Source organism: Paraperibacillus marinus (assembly GCF_046237605.1).
Taxonomy (GTDB): domain Bacteria; phylum Bacillota; class Bacilli; order Bacillales; family DSM-1321; genus Paraperibacillus; species Paraperibacillus marinus.
Window position 1 is genome coordinate 535,186 of sequence record NZ_CP143542.1, and the last position, 20,414, is coordinate 555,599.

Genomic DNA, 20,414 nt, shown 5'->3' on the forward strand with positions numbered 1-20,414 from the left:
AAAATTTCGGAGGTTTTTATAATGGACCAGCAGGAATTTTGGAGTTTAATTGAAAGTCCAGAGAAGCTGATGATCAGGCGGACTGGTTGACAGAGGTACTATCTCAAAAAAGTTTAGAGGAAATTATAGATTTCGAATTTGTGTTTCAGCGTTTAATGAACGCCAGTTATACATCACGTTTGTGGGGAGCCGCATTTGTTTTGATGGGCGGCTGTTCGGATGATGCTTTTGATTATTTTCGCGGATGGCTGATCGGCCAGGGAGAAGAAACATTTAATAAAGTCATGAAAGACCCTGAATTTCTAGCAGAATATATAAATGAAGACAACCTTGATGAAGAAGGATTTCCACAAAACGAAGAATTGCTTTCGGTTGGAATGGATGCCTATACCCTCTTTAAAAAAGGGGATACAGAATGGGATGACAAAATTCATGATGAGTTATTAGGTGACCTTGATAAAAAGGGATTGCAGTCTGCTGAGGAAGTAGATTTTGACTGGGAAGAAGATGAACTGGAAAGCTTGTATCCAGTCTTATGGGAAAGATTTGGGGAATAACCATTAGGCTAGAAGTGTTTACATGGCCTTTCTACAGTTCAATTCTCATGGACGAAAGGGCAGGTTAGTGTAATAAGAGACAACTGGTATGGCATATTAGACACAAAGACCACAGTAAAAAGGGAGCGTCACTTATGTGACACTCCTGTGAGCGCTTAATCCCATATTCGAATTCTTGGTATTCCTGCTGATCTCAAGTAATCCAATAACTGACCGGTATGAACAGATTCATGATAGGCAATGCGCAATAGCATGTCACCCAAATCTCGTATATAACCTGAATCAGAACGGTCAATCTTTATATTACTTAAGTCCTCTTCTGAGTAGGACTTGATTGTATTCATAAATTGCTTTCGATATGGTTCTGCAAAATCCAATTCTGATTTGACAGTAGTAAAAGGTCGATTTTCGAACGGAGAATCGAAAAGGGATAAACTCTTTCGATTATTAAGTGCCAGGTGATAATAATGCTCACTCTCTAGCACATGCCTGATCATTTCTAGGCATGTCATTGCTTCGTCATCAGGCTTCCAGTTTAACTTATTATCAGGAATGGAATTCCAGACTTTAATACTTCTTCTTCTAACTTCATTGAAGTTAAAAATTATTAAATTAGTTGAGTTCATAATATCCTCCGTCGCTAATTATATTTTTAATATACACGAATGAACATTCGTATTGAAGAGCTTTTACACAAAAAAACAATAAAACACGGCCGTGTTTAGTAGAGGAATAGTCTCGGTGCATAACGGGATTTTTACTTAGTTTGATCTTCGAGTGTGTTAATTGACTTAACTAAAAAGATACCAGTAGCTGTTTAAAGACCTGCTAAATACGAGGTCTTTTTAATTTCTTTATGTTTTTTGTCATTATCCTTATAATGGAAATTGAGGCAGCAATGACAAAAAAAGTATAGATAAGGGGGAAACTCGATGAACGTAACCAAACTGCCGGCTGGAGCGAACGCGCCAGTTGCCAAAACTGGAAAAGTGGAACTAAGGGTGGAATGGAACCAGTCACCGTGCGACCTGGATATTGCGAACTTCATGGTGGGAAATAACGGGAAGGTCCTGTCAGACGATTACATGATCTTCTATAACCAGCCGGAAGATCCGGAAAGAAGTGTAAGCTTTTCAAATAACGGCGCTAATGGAGTAAGCTTTACCATCGATTTGGACAGGATTTCCCCGGCCGTTGAAAAATGTGTATTCACAGCAACCCTTGATGGAGCTGAAACATTCAGAGGCGTCCAGGGCTGCAGACTGATAGTAAAAAAAGAAGGTAATGAAATTGTTTACGAAGTGACCGGTGCTGCTGAAGAACGGGCACTTGTTGTGGCAGAACTGTACAGGCATTCATCCGGATTCAAAATCAGGGGAATTGGACGAGGCTTTAACGGCGGATTAAAGCCGCTGGCTGAAGCACATGGAGTTGCCGTGGAAGATGAAGCTCCGGCACCTGCTCCTCAGCCGGCTCCAGCACCTGTAAAAGTCAATTTAACAAAAATTGATTTGTTAAAGGAAAAAGTGGTTGTTTCTCTTGAGAAGAAAAACATCCGGACAGAAAAAGCGCGTGTGGTTGCCGTTCTGGATGCGTCAGGGTCGATGGCTGGTTTGTACCGGAAAGGGACGGTCCAGCGTGCATTTGAACGGGCGCTTGCTGTTGCTGCGTGCTTTGATGATGACGGCGAGATGGATGTGTTTTTCTTTGCCGACAAGACATTCAACGCACCAAGCGTAACCGAGAGGGATTTTGAAAACTACATAGAAAGAACTTATCCTGGTCCCGGAATTACGAAGAAACCAAAAATCGGATATGGCAACAACGAACCGGATGTGATGGCGAAGGTAATCCGAAAATATACTAAAGAATCACCGCGGTTTGATATTCCCACGTATGTTTTGTTCTTCAGTGACGGAGGCATTTACAAAGACAAGGAAATTGGAAAGCTCTTGAAAGAAGCTTCCAGCAAAAATATTTTCTGGCAGTTCATCGGAATAGGAAAAGCCAAATTCGGCATTCTTCAGAAATTGGATGACCTTCCGGGACGTGAGGTGGACAATGCAGATTTCTTCAGCTTTAGAGATCTCGACAAAGTAACAGATGAAGAGCTTTATGACCGCTTATTCAATGAGTTCCCTGGATGGCTGAGAGAAGTTCGGAGAAAAGGAATTTTAGCTCAGTAAAGGTGTTCGGGTGCGCCTGGTGCACTAGGAGGCAAAACTGCGCCCAGCCTTAAAATTAGTAGTCATAGTAGAGGCAGGGAGAAACCATGAAGCAATCCACAGTCAGAATAGAAGGAAAGAATGTTCATTATTATGAATGGGGAACAAAGAATAAGCAGGCAATAGTATGTTTCCATGGACTTGGAAATAGTGGTGCTTCCTTTTTAGAGTTAGCTGAGCATCTAATGGATCATTACCATATTATTTCGTTTGATAATCCAGGTCATGGGAAGACATCATCATTTGAAAAGGAAGAGGAATATCTATTCTCAAGCATAGCGAATTGGTATGGGCGTGTACTTCAGCTGGTGGTAAGCGGCCCGTTCTATATTTTAGGTCATTCCTGGGGAGCTGATATTGCCTTGCATTTTGCTAAGCAGTTTCCTGAAAAAGTGAAGGGAATCATCCTCCTTGATGGCGGCTATACATTCCCGGATTATCAGGAAGATATGACGTTTTCAAAGGTATACGAAGGGTGGGAACATTATCTCGATCATTCCTCTGTTTTCAACACTTGGACAGAAGTGGAAAATGAGTATAAAGCCTATTCGAAAAGGTGGAATGAAAAAATTGAATACATGGTCTCGGAAAACTTTACTAAAGAAAACACATATGAACTGATCAGTTCAAAGTTTACTGTTTTATCGATTATTAAAGCCTTTTTTAAAGAAGGGTTTACAACAACTTATGAATATATCAAATCTCCCTTATTGCTGATTCATGCAACTCTTCCGATTGAGTTAGAACATGCCAGAGAGAAGGGAATCAACCACTTGAAGCAAAGCGTCAGTGATGTAACGATTATCACTATGGATGAAACCGGACATATGGTCCAATGGGATGACCCTGGGTTTGCTGCTGATGGAATTCATAAGTGGATAAATAGAACTTTTTAAATTAGCCGTTTATAGAATTTTGATGTGTTTGGGAAAATTTTGAAACATATCCATTTGTAATGCGTATTATAGAAATAAGGGAACAGCATTAAGAACAAGGAGGCAGGAAACAATGGGCTTATACGCAACCCTGGCGGTTATTGGCTGCTATATCTTGTTATCATTCATCCTTTTACCTATGCAATATAAGTACATGAAACAAGTAAAAGAAATAAAAGCCAGAAGTAAGGCACTAGGATTAACCCAGGAAGAATATTACGACAAAATGAGTTTTGAAATGCAGGAATTACATTTTAATGCACAAGGAAACCCTCTGTTTATAGGGGCAAACATTTTAGCGAATCTATTATATAATTGGAGACAAAAAAGAAAATAAGGTATAAGAGTTAAAAGGTTGCTTTAGCAGCCTTTTTCTGTGGAAAAGGGGTTCCTTTCCATGAAGGGTTGCGAGTAGAAAAAACTCATGTTTGTTTTCTGTGGGAAATAAAGGAGTGACTTTCAAATGCCCAATCCGCACAATGAAGAAAAGTTAACAGGAGGAAACGTTTCAGACGTATATCGTTCGGAGGATACGGTTCGACGGGAATTAAAGCCTGGCAGTGAGAGGATACATAGATTATTGCAGCATTTGGAAAGCAGGGGCTTTGATTATGCACCGAAGTTTTTAGGGATTGACGAGAAAAATAGAGAAATATTGTCGTATATTGAGGGAGAAGCCGGACACTATCCTTTAAAAGATTATATGTGGTCTCATGATGCTTTAAAGGGAATAGCCGCAATGCTTCGTCAATATCATGATGCTGTGAGTGATTTTCCCTCATTAAATGAGTGGCCGCCCATGGATAACACTCCGGATCCTGCAGAGGTTGTATGCCATAATGACTTTGCTGTTTATAACATCATTTTCAAGCATGAAAGGCCAGCCGGCATTATTGATTTTGATGTAGCGGCTCCCGGTCCAAGACTTTGGGACATTGCCTATGCTCTCTACACATGTGTTCCATTAAGCAGACATTATTATACTGAAGAAGGCGAGGAAGTTCCATATACCCAAGCTCATGATGCCGAACGTATAAGGGAAAGAGTGGATCTGTTTTTTGAATCCTACGGTATGGAGGGAATGAAAGCCGGATATTTAGATATGGTCCTGCTGCGATTGGAAGGGTTGTGCAGGTACATGAAAAGAAAAGCAGGTGAAGGAGACCCCGCTTTTCAGAAGATGGTAGATGAAGGCCATTATGAACATTATCAAAGGGATATTAAATTCATTAACGAACATGGAAGAGAGTGGATCTAAAGGAGCTGTGTCTTAGCTCCTTTTTCATTATTGCAACAATAAACACTTAACCGGTCGTGCCGATAATAAGTATGCAGGGAAGTCCCTTAAATCTATGAATGAAGAAATTTCAAAGGAGAAATCATATGAAATTAAATCGTTTTGCTTCTATTGCACTGGCGTCCGCTCTATCGTTCGGGCTGATAGGATGCCAGGCGGAAGGCAGCGTAGAGGAAAAGGGCAGTACAACGGCTGTAAAGGCGATGGAAACAGGGAAGCTGGCCCTCGCGGATGCTGATTTTGATAAAGCGAAAAGTAATTTTGAATTGGCCGTAGCCGAGGAGAAAGAAAATAAGGACGCAAAAAATTGGCTGCAGATGGCTAAGAATATGGATTTGCTGTCCACTCATCTGGAAAACAAAGAGATTGATAAAGCGGATGCCATCCTTTCCGTCATCAAGGAAGATGAATTATATGGGGCCATGAAAAGCCAGATTGACGGCTATGAGGGAGAGCTCACCTCCATGAAAGCAGATAAGGATAAGCTGGATGATGAGATAGCAGCCATGAATCAGCAATTGGATGAAGGTTCATATGATGAGGTCATCAAGCAGGGAACTGAACTGAAGGCGGGCCAAACTCTGACAGAAGAGCAGCTTACGGCCCTCGATAGTATCGTAAAGAACGCCGCCGCTAAAAAGGAAGCCGCCGAAACAAAAAAACCGGAAACTCCTCAGGAAAAAGCACCTCAAGAGGAGTATAAGGGGAAATTCTATTATAGCCCGTATACGAATACTAGATTCGGATTCACTGTGGAAGTACCTGCGACGTTCACCGCCGGCCCGGCACCTGACAACAATGATGGAAGGGAATTCTACAGCGGGGATGCAGTCATCACGGCGTATGGGAGCAATATTAATATTATAGAGAATCATGAGACAATCGAAACGTATTATCACCGGGCACTGGATAATCTCTCAGGACCAGCTTCCTACCAGAAGCTGGGGAACGACTGGTATGTGGTTTCCTATATGGACGGAAGCAATATTGTCTATGAAAAAGCGATTATCGGCGAAGATATCATCTCTCATCTGACAATCACCTATCCCTCCCGTGCAAAAGCGTTCTACGAACCTATGGTCACACATGTTTCCAAGACCTTTAAAGGCGGCCAAACGGAACTATAGACGGGGAATTACTTTTACTATATATAACAACTTTAGATAACTTGGAGGATTCATATGAGATTTTGTACACATTGCGGCAGTTCCCTTCCCGCACAGGCACAATTTTGCGGCGACTGCGGGTCGGCCGTTGTAAAAGAAGTCAGGGCAGCACAGGGAATCCAGGTGCCGGAAGGGGCTGTCAGCCAGTCACGGCCTTCGCAATTCGAAATGCTGAATAAATATGGCAGGAGGAAGGTTGGGCTTGCGGCGGCAGCTGCTGCCGTTATCTGCACTGCTTTCTATTTAATGTCGCCCAAACAGCTGAATGAACAGGAATACAGCCGGCTGGCCATTGATTTAATGGTGAAAGGAAAAATCGCACAGGAGGATTTCCGGGATGCGGTGGATGACTCTGGCGTCGATATCGGCCTTGAGCCCGATTGGTCGGAGGATTATAGAAAATTAGAAGGACCTGCCAAGGAGCTTGTAAAGGATTACGAGGGAATCGTGGAGGAGCTTGAGGATGTGAAGCCGCCGGATACCTTCAAGTATGAACATGAAAATCTGCTGAAGGCCTTCAGTGCCCACGGGAACATGGCTTCAAGCATCCGGTCCTATATGGCGACCGGTGATGACGAATACATGGAGTTAACCGATGAGTATGAAGATAAAGCGGATGAATATCTGGAGGAATCTGTCTTCGTGACTGACAGATACCAGGAACAAATCATGGATCGCTACAGGGCCATTGGGGCAGATTAAAGTTTGGATGGTTATTAATAAAGCGCAGAGAGTCTGAACGAACTATTCAGACTCTTTTTCCTGCGGAACGGCCGGCATGACAACCCCGGTAACTTAGGCTATAATGAATAAATTGTCATTACCCTTCCAATAATAGAATGGGGTTTTTTTTATGATTAAATTACATCAGGTGAGTAAACATTTCTCTGAGTTCCAGGCCGTTAAGTCTGTTTCTTTGACGATAAATAAGGGTGAGATCCACGGGATTATCGGGGCGAGCGGTGCCGGGAAGTCGACGCTGCTGCGCCTGATGAATCTGCTGGAGATCCCGGACGGCGGCGAAGTGGAAATCGATGGCCGCAGGCTGACCGCTATGAATGGCAGCCAGCTCCGCAAGGCCCGGAAGTCAATCGGGATGATCTTTCAGCATTTTAATCTTGTGGCAAATAAGACGGTTTATGAGAATGTCGCGGTTTCCCTTGAGCTGGCCCGTTTCCCCCGCAGAGAACACCGGAATCGTGTGTTGGAATGCCTTCGGTTCGTGGGGCTTGAGAGTTTGGCAGAGAAATATCCTGCGGAATTAAGCGGAGGACAGAAGCAACGTGTGGCTATTGCCAGGGCGCTTGCGAATAATCCAGGGGTGCTGTTATGCGATGAGCCGACTTCTGCTTTAGACCCGAACACTACTGCCGGCATTCTCGGGGTTCTTGAGAATATCAATAAAACCTTTGGAGTGACGATTGTGGTGGTCAGCCATGAGATGGAAGTCATACGGAGCATCTGCAGCCGGGTGACGGTGATGGCTGACGGGAAAATCTATGACACGGTTGAGAGCGAACCGAGGGGAATTCAGGCAGGGAATGACAGCCCGGAATATTTCGTGAATCAGCTGAAAAAGGGTGGTGCAGCCGATGCATGAGGTACTAGTTCAATATGAAACTCAGATCTGGCAGGCAATCGGTGAAACCTTTGTGATGGTCGGCATCTCCATTTTAGCTGCGGTGCTGATAGGTCTGCCGCTTGGTACGCTGCTTTTTCTTTGCAGGAGGGGCCAGCTGCTTGAAAACCGTCTGGTTTTCTCGGTATTGAACCTGCTGGTTAATATCATCCGGTCCTTTCCATTTTTACTATTAGTGGTCTTTCTGATTCCGTTTACCCGGTTCATCCTGGGAACGGCCATCGGAACGGCGGCTTCGACCATTCCGCTTGCGATCATTGCCATAGCGCACTATTCCCGTCTGGTGGAGCAGACGTTACTGGATGTGCCTAGAGGGGTGATGGAGGCGGCGGTTTCCATGGGCGCTTCCGTCAGGGAGGCAGTGTTCAAATTCCTTTATGTGGACGCCCGCTCGGGTCTGGTCCTCGGGCTGACCACTTCGATTGTGAGCTTCATTTCCTACTCGACGATCATGGGTGTGGTCGGCGGCGGGGGAATCGGGGACTTTGCCATCCGCTACGGCTATCAGCAGTTCAAGACGGAGTTAATGTTTTATATGATCGTAATCATGATCATACTCGTGCAGCTTGTCCAGTTCATCGGGACCACTGCTGCTCGGTTGATTGATAAAAGATAACATCAGGAGGATAAATCATGAAGAAAATACTTTTACTTATCACGGCGCTCCTAATCGCTTTAGCCGGCTGCGGCAAGGGAGAGGAAGCAAAAAATGATAAAAAAGAACAGGATCAGAAGCAGGAAAAGACAACCTTGAAGGTGGCCTCTTTAATTCCGCCAATGACCGAGATCCTGGACATTGTGAAGCCACAGCTTAAAAAGGATGGCATCGAGCTTGAAGTGAAGGTGCTGAGCGACAACGTCCAGCCGAACAGCGCACTTGCGGCAAAAGAAGTGGATGCAAACTTCTTCCAGCACGTCCCGTACATGGAGGAGTTCAACCGTTCGAAAGGCGCAGACCTTGTTGCAGTGAAGCCCATTTACTTTGCCAATTACGGAGTATATTCCAAAAAGTATAAATCCATGGATAAACTGCCGGAGGGAGCAACGATTGCCATCGCCAACGATGTCTCCAATATTGACCGTTCCCTGTCGCTTCTCGCCCAGCATAACGTAATTTCTCTGAAGAAAAAGAAGGGTGTTTATTATACAAAAGCAGACATCAAGGACAATCCGAAGAACCTTCAATTCAAAGAAGTGGATCTTCTGATGCTGGCCAGGATGTATGACGATGCAGATGCTGTCCTCATGACACCTGCCTATGCAGCGCCGCTTGGCTTGACTCCGAAGAGTGATGCCCTGCTTACCGAAGGCGTCGAAAATGACTTCGCGATCACCCTGGTGGCACGCAAGGATAATGCCGACTCAGAGCCGATCCAAAAGCTTGCCAAGGCCATGACAAGCCCGGAAGTCCGTAAATTCCTAGAAGAAAAATATGACGAAACTGCCATCCCGGCATTTAAATAAGGGAAGGAGAGCTGTCCGCCTTGGCGGATGGCTTTTTTTGTTAAAAAGGGCGGAATTGCATATGAGGGCATACTGCAACTAATTGTGAATATCACTTATTTTTCTAGCATTCCTGCCTGCGCCTTGCTCTGCGGTTTGTTCCTGATTTCGTTCCTTTCCATGCCTGGGCTGTGATTAGAAAACTCATGTTTTGTTTTTATTGTGGTGTTTAATTCTCCATAGTTTTTCTGTTACGGTAATATAATTCTTATAGACTCTTACTTTTATATAGAAAGAAGGGAAGCGCATGGATAAAGATCTGATGACTGCCATTGAAGAGGAAGGAACAAAGGAGAGGCTGGAGCAGGAAAAAATAGAGCGGCGCATCATGAGAACCATTAATTTGCCCTATAAGCTGGCTGATATGCTCGCCTTGCTTACAAAGGCTGAACTGGATGATATCCGCAGGTCGCTTGTGGCAGAAGGGGCAAGCAACTGGCTGAATGCCGGACAGCCGGTAAAGGAGGCAATCATATGAGCGAATCAATGTCTTTTCATGATCCGGAAAAACTGGCAGCCGTGGACTATCCCTATGTGAGCAGAATCCCCGCCGGAATGGAGCTTCTTTTCCTCGCCGGGTCCTGCCCGCTTGATAAAGAAGGAAGGGTGCCATATCCCAATGATTATGCAGAGCAGGCGAAGCTGTGTGTGGAGAATATAAAGACCGTGCTGGCAGAGAGCGGGGGCACTTTGGAAAGCGTGGTGTATACGAGAATTCTTGTGGCTTCAAATAACCGGGAGGATCTAGTCACTGTCTGGAGGGCGGTGCGGGACGCACTTGGTGAACATAATGCGCCAAGCACCCTGACCGGGGTGACTGTACTCGGCTATGAAGATCAGCTGGTGGAGATAGAGGCTGTGGCGGCGGTGAAGCAGGGATAATTTCTCTAAATTTATGATTTTTATGCTGGAAAGTGCATGAAAGTAATGAAAATATTGAAATCATAAATAAAAATTCAATTTATACTACGATTCCGGTCTGACCCCCTTATTCCTGACAATTGCTTTTACATTCTCTCTCTGTCTTAGTTTTTTACTTTTTTATTTCTCAGAGGAGTCAATCAGCCTGTTCACAGGCTGATTGTCATTTCCGACGGGAACCCGATTTCCTTGTACTTATCATGGAACTTGGCAGGAGCCATTCTCCCCAGGGAGCCATGATACCTTCTATGGTTGTAGAACTCCATGTACTCACCAACGCGATAGTACGCCTCTTCAAAATATTCGAAGGTATAGCGCCGGAATACGTGGCGTTCAAGAAGGCTGAAGAACGACTCGATATAGGCATTGTAATTAGGGGAACGGGGCGGGATCCGTTCATGATACACCCTGTTCTGCTCGCAGAATTCCCCAAAGTGGCTGCTTACGAATTGAGGGCCATTGTCGGTCCTTATGATAATGCAATGCCTATCCTCCTCGGGAAGCTTGAGGGCCCGCCTCACAATCGCTTCCTTAAGCATGGCTGTAATATCCACGGCCTTACATCGGGGTCCCGTATAAAAGCCGACGACGCACCTGTCGAATACATCAATGGCGCATGCCACGAAGAAGAACCTTCCGCTTCCTTCAATATGGCCATACTTGATATCCAGCTGCCATAGCTGGTTCGGACCGGTAATTCGATGGTTCTTCACCAGTCTCCTTGGATACTTTGCCTGAACGGGTCGTTGTGGAAGGAGGATGCCAAGCTCCCTGCATAGCCTGTGGACCTTCTTGTGGTTGATTACCAGTTCGTGATGATCCCTCAAAAATTGGGTCAGGTTCTTCACCCCATAAATGGCGCATTCCCCTTCTATGGCCTCCATAAGGAATTCCTCAACCTGCTCATCAGGCACTGTTTTGTCTGACTTTGTTTTTGAAAATCCTGGTGCTGGCCGGCCGCGCTTTCCTTTTGGGTTCACTTCCTCTTCCTCTCCAGAGTGATAGTAATAGAGGGATCTATTTACTCCGGCTGCTTCGGTCAATTTGGTAATGGCAAACCCCTCCTCTGCCCAAAGCCTAATTTCCTCAATGACCGTTAGGGCTGGTAAGGGCTTTTTTTTAATAGATTTCTAAGCATGGCCACCTCGAGTTCCTTCTCCCCAAGCAGTTTCACCGCCTGTTCATACTTTGCCTTTAATTCTTCCTTGGTAGGCTCAGTAGAAAGAATGACAGTGGCGGGGTCTTCCATACGTTCCCTTATCTCATCCCCATATTCCTGAATCCAGCCCGAAAGGGTACTGCGATCAATTCCCGCTCTGCGAGCGATGGAAGAATAGTTCCCTGACTCTAAAGCTAACCGGACATAATTCTTTTTGACGTCCTCCAACACTTTAATTTTTTTCTTGCCCATAAGAGCCCCTCCCTAATTACTGGATTTTCTTGTCCTTAGTGTACTGTTTTAAGCTCTAAGGTGTCCAAAGGAATTAGGGGGTCGTAAAGATTCAACCTGCTAAAATAGCATTTTATTAACTTAACTAGCGGAAATCGAATGGTTACTCGCGGTTATACGTGATTTACTCGCCGGAAATGAAATTCACTCGCGGATTCGGCTGTTTTACTCGCCGAAATCAATGATTTACTCGCCAACAAGAAGTGACCGCTGGCAGCCTGGGCGGTCTTTCTTTAGAAAATAAAGCCCCATTCCACATTCGCCTTTGTCAAAAATTCCACTCCTTGCAGATTTCCAGTAAATTCCTTTATTTTCTAAAAATCTCCGCCAGGGAGGGGAGGATCCTCCCATTCACAATGATCACACCAATGATAATGAGAATTCCCCCGAAAGCGGCGAGGATCGATATCCTTTCCTGCAGGAGCAGGACGGCTGCCGCTAATGTTACAGCCGGCTCCAAATATAAAAACATTGAAACTCTGGATGCTTCCAATACTTCAAGCGACTTCCCCCAATACCAGTAGCCGACACCTGAAACGAAGATGCCGAGAAACAATAGATGGGCCCATTGTGACTGAGTCATATGGGGGAGAGCTTCCCATCCTCTGTTCCGGATCAAGAAGGGAGTGGTCAGGGTGAGGCCGGTCAGGCACATATAAAAGGTGACGACCAGTGACGTATACGGCAGGCTCAGGCTTTTTAACAGGATGGAGTATACCGCCCAGTTCAGGGTGCTCAGGATCATGAGGAAAATGCCGATGTTCAAGGCTGGGTGGAACGAATCACCGCTTCTTGCTGCGGTCACGAGCAGGACCCCGGTGATGGCGGCGGTCATGCCGGCTGCCCGTGCCAGTGTCATCCTTTCTTGCAGGAATAGAATCGAGAGGATGACTGTGAAGACCGGAGAGAAGGAAATGAGCCAGCCCGCCGAGGAGGCTTCGATGGTCAAAAGCGCTGTAGTCTGCAGAACTTGATGGATGAATACCCCTAGGACCCCGAGGACGATCAGATGGGGGATATGAGTGACAGATATGCGAAGCCGGCTGCGCTGCAGTGTGAGGAGCAAAAGCAGGAACAGCGCCCCGATGCCAAAGCGGAGGGCCAGCAGCGAATAGGGATCCAGCCTCCCAAGCGCTGCTTTCGTCGAAACAAAGGATACTCCCCAAAAGCTGATCGCCAACAAGGCATAAATAGAAGCCGTTACTCTGGATCTTGACATTCATAGACATTCCTCTCAGCAATAAAGTGGTTAGTCTATTTTATGCCTGTCCCGGTGGAAGATGAATGTGTTTTTGGTTTTTGAAAAGCACCCCGGGTTGGATGCCGAAAAAGGTTCATTATTTCGTAAAATATATCGGACAAAAAGCAAATTTCCACAATGACTTCCACTCTGCTCCTTAATATGTTATTTTATTAGCTCTCATGTACGGTAAGTTTCGGCAAAAACGGTATAATAAGCAGTGAATAGATACATGCGGCAGATACAGGAGGTACGCAGATGGATAATAATGATATTTTAATCAGAACAAGATATGCACTGGATATAAAGAATTCAGATATGGTGGAGATTTTTAAGCTTGGCGGGGTGGATGTGTCGAAGGATGAGGTTCTGAAGCTGCTGACGAAGACGAGGGACAGCTATGAGGATGAACCGGAAGAAAATGATGACCAGCTAAAGTGCAATAACAGGATGCTCGAGTCTTTCCTGAATGGGCTGATTACGTTTAAAAGGGGCAGACAAGAACCGAAGCCGGGGCAGAGTGAAGTACCGGCGCCTCCCGAGCGGACGGAGGGCCATATCAATAATATTCTGCTGAAGAAAATCAAGATTGCGCTCGCACTGACGAGTGAGGATATGCTTGATATTTTTGACAGAGCGGGAATCAGTGTGACCAAAGGGGAACTGGGTGCTTTACTGCGAAAAGAGGGCCATAAGAATTATAAGGAATGCGGCGATAAGTTCGCACGGAATTTCTTAAAGGGACTCGCCCTTACATACAGGGGCTAATGTGCGATGATCCATACTTATAATGGGGAGGCCGTGCATTATGAAGTGCAGTTCAAGAACCGGAAATCCTTTGGCATAACGGTTGATGGATACGGAGTTGTCACGATCCTGGCTCCGAAGGGAACTCCTGAGCAAGATATAAAAGGATTGCTCGAGGCGAATTGGGCACCCATACAGGAAAAGTTGAAGGAAATGAAGGACAGGCTTTCCGGGCCGCAGGAGAAATCCTATGACCCGGGTGAAGGTTTTCTTTATCTCGGCAAGTCTTATCCGATCGAGGTTGTTCATGATGCAGGGGCGGAGCAGGATCATGTGGTGTTTAATGGCAGTGTGCTGCACATCTATGTAAACCACCTCGAGGAGGAGCGGATCCGCCAGGCGCTGAAGCGGTTTTATTACCAGCAGTGCAAAGCCCTGGTGGAGGCCGGCATCCAGGCGCATCAGGGTTATTTCAAATCAAAGCCCCGGTCGGTCCGCATTACGGACAGCAAGACCACATGGGGAACCTGTGATTCCAAGCAGCAGCTGACCTTTAACTGGAAGCTTGCGATGGCACCCCGCTCTGTGATTGATTATGTAGTCGTCCACGAGATGTGCCATATGGTCCACCTGAACCATGACCGCTCCTTCTGGCGCCTTGTCGGCCGGATCATGCCTGATTATGAGAAAATGGAAGATTGGCTGGCCGCTTCGAGCTGGAGGATGACGGTGTAGTAGTATACTAAAATAGAATAAGAGAGCTTTTATTTAATTTAGATTAGATAATTGAAGCGGTTGTAAATAAAAGGACCACATACTTTAGAATATGTCTAATATGGATGGTCCTTTTATTTATTTTCTTCTTCAACTCCCTCAGTTTAATTCGATTTTCTTCCGAATGCTCGCTTATTCGCAGGATTTCATACACCAAGGATATCATCCATTGGCTGTAGGAAGTAAATTGAGGACATTTAGCTACGTGGAGGCATGGTTAAATAAAGGAGTAAGTTTCATTCTCCACATTCTACCATATAATGTACATCTCCACGCCGCCCCTGGAGGCTTTCCCTCCCATGTCTCAACGGGTCAATGCCCTCTCATTCCTTCGTTATGCCTATCCAAGGGGTGGAGGCCAGTTATGCTAACGCAATGGGTCAGAGCCCTTTTGTTGAAGAAACCTGGTACTCCGTACATATTTGAAATCCTACGAATAAGCCAACACTCGATCTAAAGCTTCTCTACGAAACCGATTAAATGGGTTAAACTACGCTGCCAACTCCGTTATCGGTTGGACTTTCTTGGCACAATACGTTTCGTTTTTACGTGCTAATCCTACAAATATGCGTGCTAACTTGCCAACTAACTTCATGATGGATTTCATCTTTTTCATTTTCTTCACTTTAACATTGTTGGAGTGGATGGCCTTAAATTCTGGGTTGTTCATCACTAAGCTCATTGTGGCTAAATAAAGGAAACGCCTAAGCCTTGATCTTCCACGCTTGGAAATGACAATTCGCCCTTTCCACTTCCCAGAACTAGCTTCAGCGAGATGGAGTCCTGCATGGCGAAGTAAAGAATTGCCGTGTGAAAAACCACTTAAATCTCCTGCTTCCCCTAAAATACCAGCTAACGAAATTTCACTAATTCCCTTTATCATAAGCAACTTATCTGCGAATGGAATTTTAGGCAGTTCATCCTTAATTGCTAGTTCCACTCTTTCAAGTTGTTGAACCGCAAGGTCATACTCTTCGAGTAATTGTTCAAGATGAAATTTGTAAGCCTCTATTGCTTGTCTTGTACCAACAGATTTCCTGGCTACATTGAGCAGTAAATAGGCTTTCTTTAACCCAGGCTGTCTCTTCATGAGTGACTTCCAACCGGACACTATCTCTTCTGGCTTCATGGAACTCAGTTCCATCGGGGATGGGAAAAGCCGTAGTGTGGCAATCGCACCTTTAGCAGTGATGTCTTTAAATACTTGCCTAAGCTCAGGGAAAACTATATCCACCCAGCGATTTAATTGATTAACAGAGCTGACTAGTCTTTTAACAATGACATCCCGGTTGGACATTAGAACCCTAAGTTTTTCAAACGACTCAGAGGTATTCCTTACAAAGGCATAGTAACCGTTCTTCACCATATCGGCTATTACAAGAGCGTCTTTCTTATCACTTTTAGATTGGGTATTATCACGGTTTTCTTTATTTCTTTTCACCAGGTGAGGATTAACAGTTACTACCTCAATATCTTGTTTTATTAGCCATTTCGAAAGGTTGATCCAGTAATGACCTGTGGGTTCCATCCCGACAATAGCTGCCTCTAACTTATGTATTCTCTTAAGATTTTTCAACCAGTTTAATAGGGTCGAAAAACCGTCTTCATTGTTTGAGAAAGTGATTGGATCTCCTACAACAATCCCGCGGAAATTGACAGCCCTTGCAACGTGAAACTGTTGTGCAATATCAATTCCGACAACGAGATGCTTATCAGTAATTCTTTCAATTAGTTGATTTTGTTTGTCCTGCATTTTAAACTTCATAGTAAGGGTTCCTCCTAAGGTTTTGAGTTAGAGTCGTGTCTTACTCATATCTTACTGAGGAGCCCTATTTTTTTCAAAGTTGAAAAATAACGATCTACAGGAATGCTAACGCACCCGTTAGTAAAAAACTCGGATGGATACGCTTATTACTGCGCAGTATACACGTACTATTGGGCAAATCAATTTAAATAGGGAAGTAGGTCCTGAAGCGGGATCTTTATATAGTTTGACAGACCGCCATCTTCTTCTTGAACATACAGTCTAACGTCTAAGCCTTCTATACGGTCTACAATTGTGTAACAATCTTTATATTTAATTTCTGTACCGTAAAGAATAAGCTTCATATCCTCCAACTCTTTGTGCCTGCTTAATATATCTTTGGCTAAAGCTAATTTTGATTTTTCTGTCATAAATTATTCTCCTTCTTCTACCTCGCAGTATGAGTCTACTATCTCCATAAAAAGCTCCCAGCATAAAACCATCTATATTTAACTAACGCACCCGTTAGCCAACCATGAATCGCACAGATCAGCGATTCACCACAGAGAATGAAAATAAGGCTGTGCAGAATATACTTTTTAATGATGGAATAGAAGGTCTTTAACCTATGGTGCCTTAGAGACCATCATTAGTCTGACGCGGGCTGCCACATTGTACCACCGACTGTCGCCTCCTTGATGGGCAGCATTCATGGGAGGTTAATCCTAATTCTGGTTGTTGTTCCAGCAGCACTTATTTTTACTCCAACGAGAAGGGCCTGAATTCAAGCCATGTGGAGTTAAGAAGCAGAATACTCATTCTTACCTGCCATTTGTCAAAATAGCTGTTCAACAAAAAGGTGCCTTCCTCCTTTCTGGAAACGCACCCTTTATCAATCAAATTTAACACCTTGTTTTTAAAATTTAATTATTTCGCCCAGGCTTGTAGTAATATGGATCATTTTTATGGTCTTTGATATCATTATTATCTATAAATAAGCTCCCATCTTCTAAAAAAGTTGCTAATATGATGTTCTGAACTTCGTTACCTGTTTTGTCAAGTTCTTTCATTAACCAACTTTGGTCTAATTGCAGATACTTTAAATTATGATAAACAATTTGACCGTCCATAATGAGCGGAATAGGAACATATTCTTTCTTTACAGGTAATTTTAAATCGTTGGGTTGAATTGGCCGATATTCCGACTTGGGGATAACACTAATACTGCCTGTTTCCTCCATCACAGCCAAGGCAATACTTTGAATATCAGTGTATCCCTTAACTCTTAATTGTGACAATAATTGATTCATCGGCATACGAACCTTTTTCAACCCTGTCTTATAAATATCACCATTTTGAATTAATACCGTAGGACTCTCATATAAAATCCACCTTAATTTATTGTGGGTGGATAAATGTATAAAAGTTTTATACAAAATGACTATTATACCCCCGTAAGTAAAAGCCTTTCCCACATTATTAACCTCAACAGGCATGCTGATGATATTGGTAAGAACATACGTATACAATAAATCAAAAGAATGCATTTCACTTACTGCTTTTTTTCCAGTAATCCTTAAAAATAAATATCCTACCACAAAAACCAAGAATGGACGGTAAAATGTTTCCACCTTCATCTCCCCTGAACCAGAATTATGTTTAGTATTTGGAGATTCATTCATGTCTAGTCCACGGAAAAAATTTATTAAAAAGCTATGGATCGATAAACGTTCCGCCCTTTAATGGAGACGCAGGAATTCCCCATAGGTAAGCACGTTTTGAGTAAACGAATAAACATAACAGTCATGGACTTCTAAAGACCCATTTAAACCGGGATTGTCTATGTCGTCCTTAATTTGATTCCAGTACGCTGCCTGGTTGGAGGTTTTATATACGTGCAGAAGCGCCTGTAACAAACTAAGAATTCCCCTACAGAAAAACAGTAAAAAACTACAGGTCTGACGCGGGCGAGTACGGTGTACCACCGACTATCGCACTTGATGGGCAGCACTCATGGTAGATTAATCCTAATTCCGGTTGTTGCTCCAGCTGCACTTATTATTACTCCAACGAGAAGGGCCAGAATTCAAGCCATGTACCACCAATTTTAAATCTAACTTTTATGTGGCCCAGCCTCTTTTTAAAAACTGGTTTTTCTGGGTCTATTTTTGTATGCTTTTTTAATTTATATAAAAAAAATCTTGGAATTATTGCTTTATAATGATAAATAGAAAGGCGTGGAAATATGTGAAATTTTTAATCAGTAGTCTTATTATACTTTTAGTTGGAGGTACTATTTATACGGTTAACAAAAAAAATAATCCAAATGACAACGAAGAAGCACCATTTGCAGCTGGAATGAATTTTGATCCTGAAGATGTAGAACCTTTTTTAAAACATTTATCATCCACAGTATTGGATTCAGGTTTTAGTCAAGATGAAATCAATTCTATTACATCTGAAATTGACACAATGAAACACAATGAAGTTAAAGAAATAGGAAGTTTTGATGTTATTTATAAAGGTAAAGCAACAAAAATTCGAATTGAAGCCGAAGTTCATATTGAAGATGTTGATAAAGAAGTTGTTCTTTATATGTACAGCATTCAAGAACTGGTTGACATCATAGATGAAGAAATGCTGAATTTTGCAGACGAAAGGGATATATAAGTAAAAAGAGATGTTGTAATTAACATCTCTTTCTTTAACTAATCTGCTTCATTAGTGTAACAACAAAAAAAGAGCCGCCGAACAGCCAAACGATCTTCAACTAAAGTAACCGTTATTTTAAGGTTTAATATTAAAAAAAAATCAATGGATAACTTCTCAAACTTCAATTTTACTAATAAGTAGTTAAGAGTTAGTATAAAGAAAAAACAGGAAGATATTCGGAGGTGGGTGAGTTTTGAAACGTATACACTATAGTTGGTTCATTCTTTCTATTACATTTTTATCCATTCTTGTTGCTGGAATTGTCATGTCGTCATCAGGTGTTTTCATTGATCCCTTAGAAAAGGAATTTGGCTGGGATCGAACTAGAATTGCACTTGCTTTTGCAATTAGTCTTTTTTTATATGGTATATCAGGACCATTCATGGCAGCCTTATTAGAAGTAATTGGCTTAAAAAAAATGATGGTAGTTTCAATGGCAACTTTACTGACAGGTATCATACTTACTTTAATTATGAACCAGGCATGGCAGATGATCATTATTTGGGGCGTTATTATTGGACTGGGGGCAAGTCTTTTTTTAACGGTTGTAAGTCCATACGTTGCGAATCATTGGTTTGAGAAAAGAAGAGGACTAGCAGTAGGAATACTAACGGCAAGTACAGCGACAGGTCAGTTAATTCTACTTCCTGTTTTAGCGGCTATAATCGATAATTATTCATGGCGTTGGGCGATTGTTTTATTTTTGATAATTAGTGCCATTATGCTTACTATAATCCTTTTATTTATGAAAAACACACCAAAGGATGTTGGAATTCTTCCATATGGACTTGAAAAAGAAATACCCGAGAGTAATATAGGAGAAAAGGAAAACCCTATTGTCTTAGCCTTCAATGGCTTATTAGAAGCTGTAAAAGTAAAAGAATTTTGGTTATTAGCTGGCAGCTTCTTTATTTGTGGACTTTCAACGAGCGGTTTAATTGGTACTCATTTTGTTTCTTACTGTATAAGTTTTGGAATACCTTTAGTTACAGCGGCTTCGTTTCTTTCGTTTATGGGAATTTTTAATCTAGTGGGAACAACCCTATCTGGCTGGCTGTCAGATCGTTTCGATAATCGATGGCTTTTATTTTGGTACTATGGTTTAAGAGGTGCTTCTCTTGTATTACTCCCTTATGCATTGAATGAAGGTTCAATTACTATGTTAATTATCTTTACTGTGTTTTATGGATTAGATTGGATTGCAACTGTTCCACCTACTATTAGTATCTCAAGACAAATCTTTGGGAGTAATAAAAGTGGAATAGTTTACGGTTGGATTTTCGCATCTCATCAGGCAGGTGCTGCAGTAGCTGCTTTTGGGGGAGGTTTAATCTATAAATTTTTCAATACTTACACTTGGGCGTTCTTTTTGGCAGGAGTCTTCTGTTTATTGGCAAGTCTTTTTGTAATTATTATAAAAAAATCTATTTCATTTCCATCCAAATCCCTTAAAGACACACCGATATGAGAACTGTAATGAGGTTCGAGGCATTGTTCTTTTCTC

General features: G+C 43.0%; 23 protein-coding genes. 16 read left to right on the forward strand and 7 right to left on the reverse strand.

Annotated elements, in window-relative coordinates; genetic code table 11:
* The first annotated feature begins 86 nt into the window (after positions 1–86).
* Positions 87–557 (forward strand): DUF4240 domain-containing protein, encoded by a 471-nt coding sequence (locus V1498_RS02720; protein WP_409296784.1) that lies wholly within the window; start codon positions 87–89, stop codon positions 555–557.
* A gap of 155 nt (positions 558–712) precedes the next feature.
* Here the strand turns inward: V1498_RS02720 and V1498_RS02725 are convergent, their stop codons facing one another.
* The gene (locus V1498_RS02725) at positions 713–1,183 is read right to left on the reverse strand and encodes a DinB family protein (RefSeq protein ID WP_409296785.1); all 471 of its coding nucleotides are present in this window, start codon (positions 1,181–1,183) and stop codon (positions 713–715) included.
* A gap of 306 nt (positions 1,184–1,489) precedes the next feature.
* Between V1498_RS02725 and V1498_RS02730 the strand changes: the two genes are divergently transcribed.
* The 11 genes from V1498_RS02730 (at position 1,490) to V1498_RS02780 (ending at position 10,204) form a co-directional block, all read left to right on the forward strand.
* Positions 1,490–2,743 carry a vWA domain-containing protein gene (locus tag V1498_RS02730; RefSeq protein WP_409296786.1) on the forward strand — a complete coding sequence of 418 codons (1,254 nt, stop codon included), beginning with the start codon at positions 1,490–1,492 and terminating at the stop codon, positions 2,741–2,743.
* Between the two features lie 86 nt (positions 2,744–2,829).
* Positions 2,830–3,678, forward strand: a complete 849-nt coding sequence (locus V1498_RS02735) for an alpha/beta fold hydrolase (protein ID WP_409296787.1) — start codon at positions 2,830–2,832, stop codon at positions 3,676–3,678.
* Positions 3,679–3,790: 112 nt separating this feature from the next.
* Complete coding sequence (locus V1498_RS02740; protein ID WP_409296788.1) at positions 3,791–4,054, forward strand: DUF3949 domain-containing protein; 264 nt, start codon at positions 3,791–3,793, stop codon at positions 4,052–4,054.
* 126 nt (positions 4,055–4,180) lie between these two features.
* Complete coding sequence (locus V1498_RS02745; RefSeq protein WP_409296789.1) at positions 4,181–4,975, forward strand: phosphotransferase; 795 nt, start codon at positions 4,181–4,183, stop codon at positions 4,973–4,975.
* A gap of 125 nt (positions 4,976–5,100) precedes the next feature.
* On the forward strand, positions 5,101–6,141 hold the full coding sequence (locus V1498_RS02750) for a hypothetical protein (protein ID WP_409296790.1): 1,041 nt from the start codon (positions 5,101–5,103) through the stop codon (positions 6,139–6,141).
* A 54-nt stretch (positions 6,142–6,195) separates the two neighbouring features.
* A complete protein-coding gene (locus V1498_RS02755; protein ID WP_409296791.1) occupies positions 6,196–6,882 on the forward strand; it encodes a hypothetical protein in 687 nt (228 codons plus the stop codon).
* A 151-nt stretch (positions 6,883–7,033) separates the two neighbouring features.
* Positions 7,034–7,780, forward strand: coding sequence for a methionine ABC transporter ATP-binding protein (locus V1498_RS02760; RefSeq protein ID WP_409296792.1), 747 nt, complete (start codon positions 7,034–7,036; stop codon positions 7,778–7,780).
* Positions 7,773–8,435 (forward strand): methionine ABC transporter permease, encoded by a 663-nt coding sequence (locus V1498_RS02765; RefSeq protein WP_409296793.1) that lies wholly within the window; start codon positions 7,773–7,775, stop codon positions 8,433–8,435. The genes V1498_RS02760 and V1498_RS02765 overlap by 8 nt, the downstream gene beginning before the upstream one ends.
* Before the next feature lie 17 nt (positions 8,436–8,452).
* On the forward strand, positions 8,453–9,283 hold the full coding sequence (locus tag V1498_RS02770; RefSeq protein WP_409296794.1) for a MetQ/NlpA family ABC transporter substrate-binding protein: 831 nt from the start codon (positions 8,453–8,455) through the stop codon (positions 9,281–9,283).
* 286 nt (positions 9,284–9,569) lie between these two features.
* A complete protein-coding gene (locus tag V1498_RS02775; RefSeq protein WP_409296795.1) occupies positions 9,570–9,800 on the forward strand; it encodes a hypothetical protein in 231 nt (76 codons plus the stop codon).
* Positions 9,797–10,204, forward strand: a complete 408-nt coding sequence (locus V1498_RS02780) for a RidA family protein (protein ID WP_409296796.1) — start codon at positions 9,797–9,799, stop codon at positions 10,202–10,204. Before V1498_RS02775 ends, V1498_RS02780 begins: the two co-directional genes overlap by 4 nt.
* Before the next feature lie 188 nt (positions 10,205–10,392).
* On the opposite strand, the gene V1498_RS02785 is transcribed toward V1498_RS02780, so the two are convergent.
* The 3 genes from V1498_RS02785 to V1498_RS02795 form a co-directional block, all read right to left on the reverse strand.
* Positions 10,393–11,286 (reverse strand): IS3 family transposase, encoded by an 894-nt coding sequence (locus V1498_RS02785; RefSeq protein WP_409296797.1) that lies wholly within the window; start codon positions 11,284–11,286, stop codon positions 10,393–10,395.
* 53 nt (positions 11,287–11,339) lie between these two features.
* Positions 11,340–11,654, reverse strand: coding sequence for a transposase (locus V1498_RS02790; protein ID WP_409295179.1), 315 nt, complete (start codon positions 11,652–11,654; stop codon positions 11,340–11,342).
* A 346-nt stretch (positions 11,655–12,000) separates the two neighbouring features.
* Positions 12,001–12,912, reverse strand: a complete 912-nt coding sequence (locus V1498_RS02795) for a DMT family transporter (RefSeq protein ID WP_409296798.1) — start codon at positions 12,910–12,912, stop codon at positions 12,001–12,003.
* A gap of 279 nt (positions 12,913–13,191) precedes the next feature.
* Here V1498_RS02795 and V1498_RS02800 point away from each other — a divergent pair, with 279 nt between their 5' ends.
* Both V1498_RS02800 and V1498_RS02805 read left to right on the forward strand, forming a co-directional pair.
* On the forward strand, positions 13,192–13,701 hold the full coding sequence (locus V1498_RS02800) for a DUF1456 family protein (protein ID WP_409296799.1): 510 nt from the start codon (positions 13,192–13,194) through the stop codon (positions 13,699–13,701).
* Positions 13,702–13,707: 6 nt separating this feature from the next.
* A complete protein-coding gene (locus V1498_RS02805; RefSeq protein WP_409296800.1) occupies positions 13,708–14,415 on the forward strand; it encodes a M48 family metallopeptidase in 708 nt (235 codons plus the stop codon).
* A 529-nt stretch (positions 14,416–14,944) separates the two neighbouring features.
* Here V1498_RS02805 and V1498_RS02810 read toward each other — a convergent pair.
* From V1498_RS02810 to V1498_RS02820, 3 genes are all read right to left on the reverse strand, one after another.
* Positions 14,945–16,219: an IS110 family transposase gene (locus V1498_RS02810; RefSeq protein WP_409296801.1), complete on the reverse strand. Its 1,275-nt coding sequence runs from the start codon at positions 16,217–16,219 to the stop codon at positions 14,945–14,947.
* A gap of 179 nt (positions 16,220–16,398) precedes the next feature.
* A complete protein-coding gene (locus tag V1498_RS02815) occupies positions 16,399–16,629 on the reverse strand; it encodes a hypothetical protein (protein ID WP_409296802.1) in 231 nt (76 codons plus the stop codon).
* Between the two features lie 492 nt (positions 16,630–17,121).
* Positions 17,122–17,829 carry a DUF421 domain-containing protein gene (locus V1498_RS02820; protein ID WP_409296803.1) on the reverse strand — a complete coding sequence of 236 codons (708 nt, stop codon included), beginning with the start codon at positions 17,827–17,829 and terminating at the stop codon, positions 17,122–17,124.
* Positions 17,830–18,445: 616 nt separating this feature from the next.
* Between V1498_RS02820 and V1498_RS02825 the strand changes: the two genes are divergently transcribed.
* Positions 18,446–18,868: a hypothetical protein gene (locus V1498_RS02825; protein ID WP_409296804.1), complete on the forward strand. Its 423-nt coding sequence runs from the start codon at positions 18,446–18,448 to the stop codon at positions 18,866–18,868.
* A gap of 235 nt (positions 18,869–19,103) precedes the next feature.
* The gene (locus V1498_RS02830; RefSeq protein WP_409296805.1) at positions 19,104–20,378 is read left to right on the forward strand and encodes an MFS transporter; all 1,275 of its coding nucleotides are present in this window, start codon (positions 19,104–19,106) and stop codon (positions 20,376–20,378) included.
* The last annotated feature ends 36 nt before the right edge of the window (positions 20,379–20,414 follow it).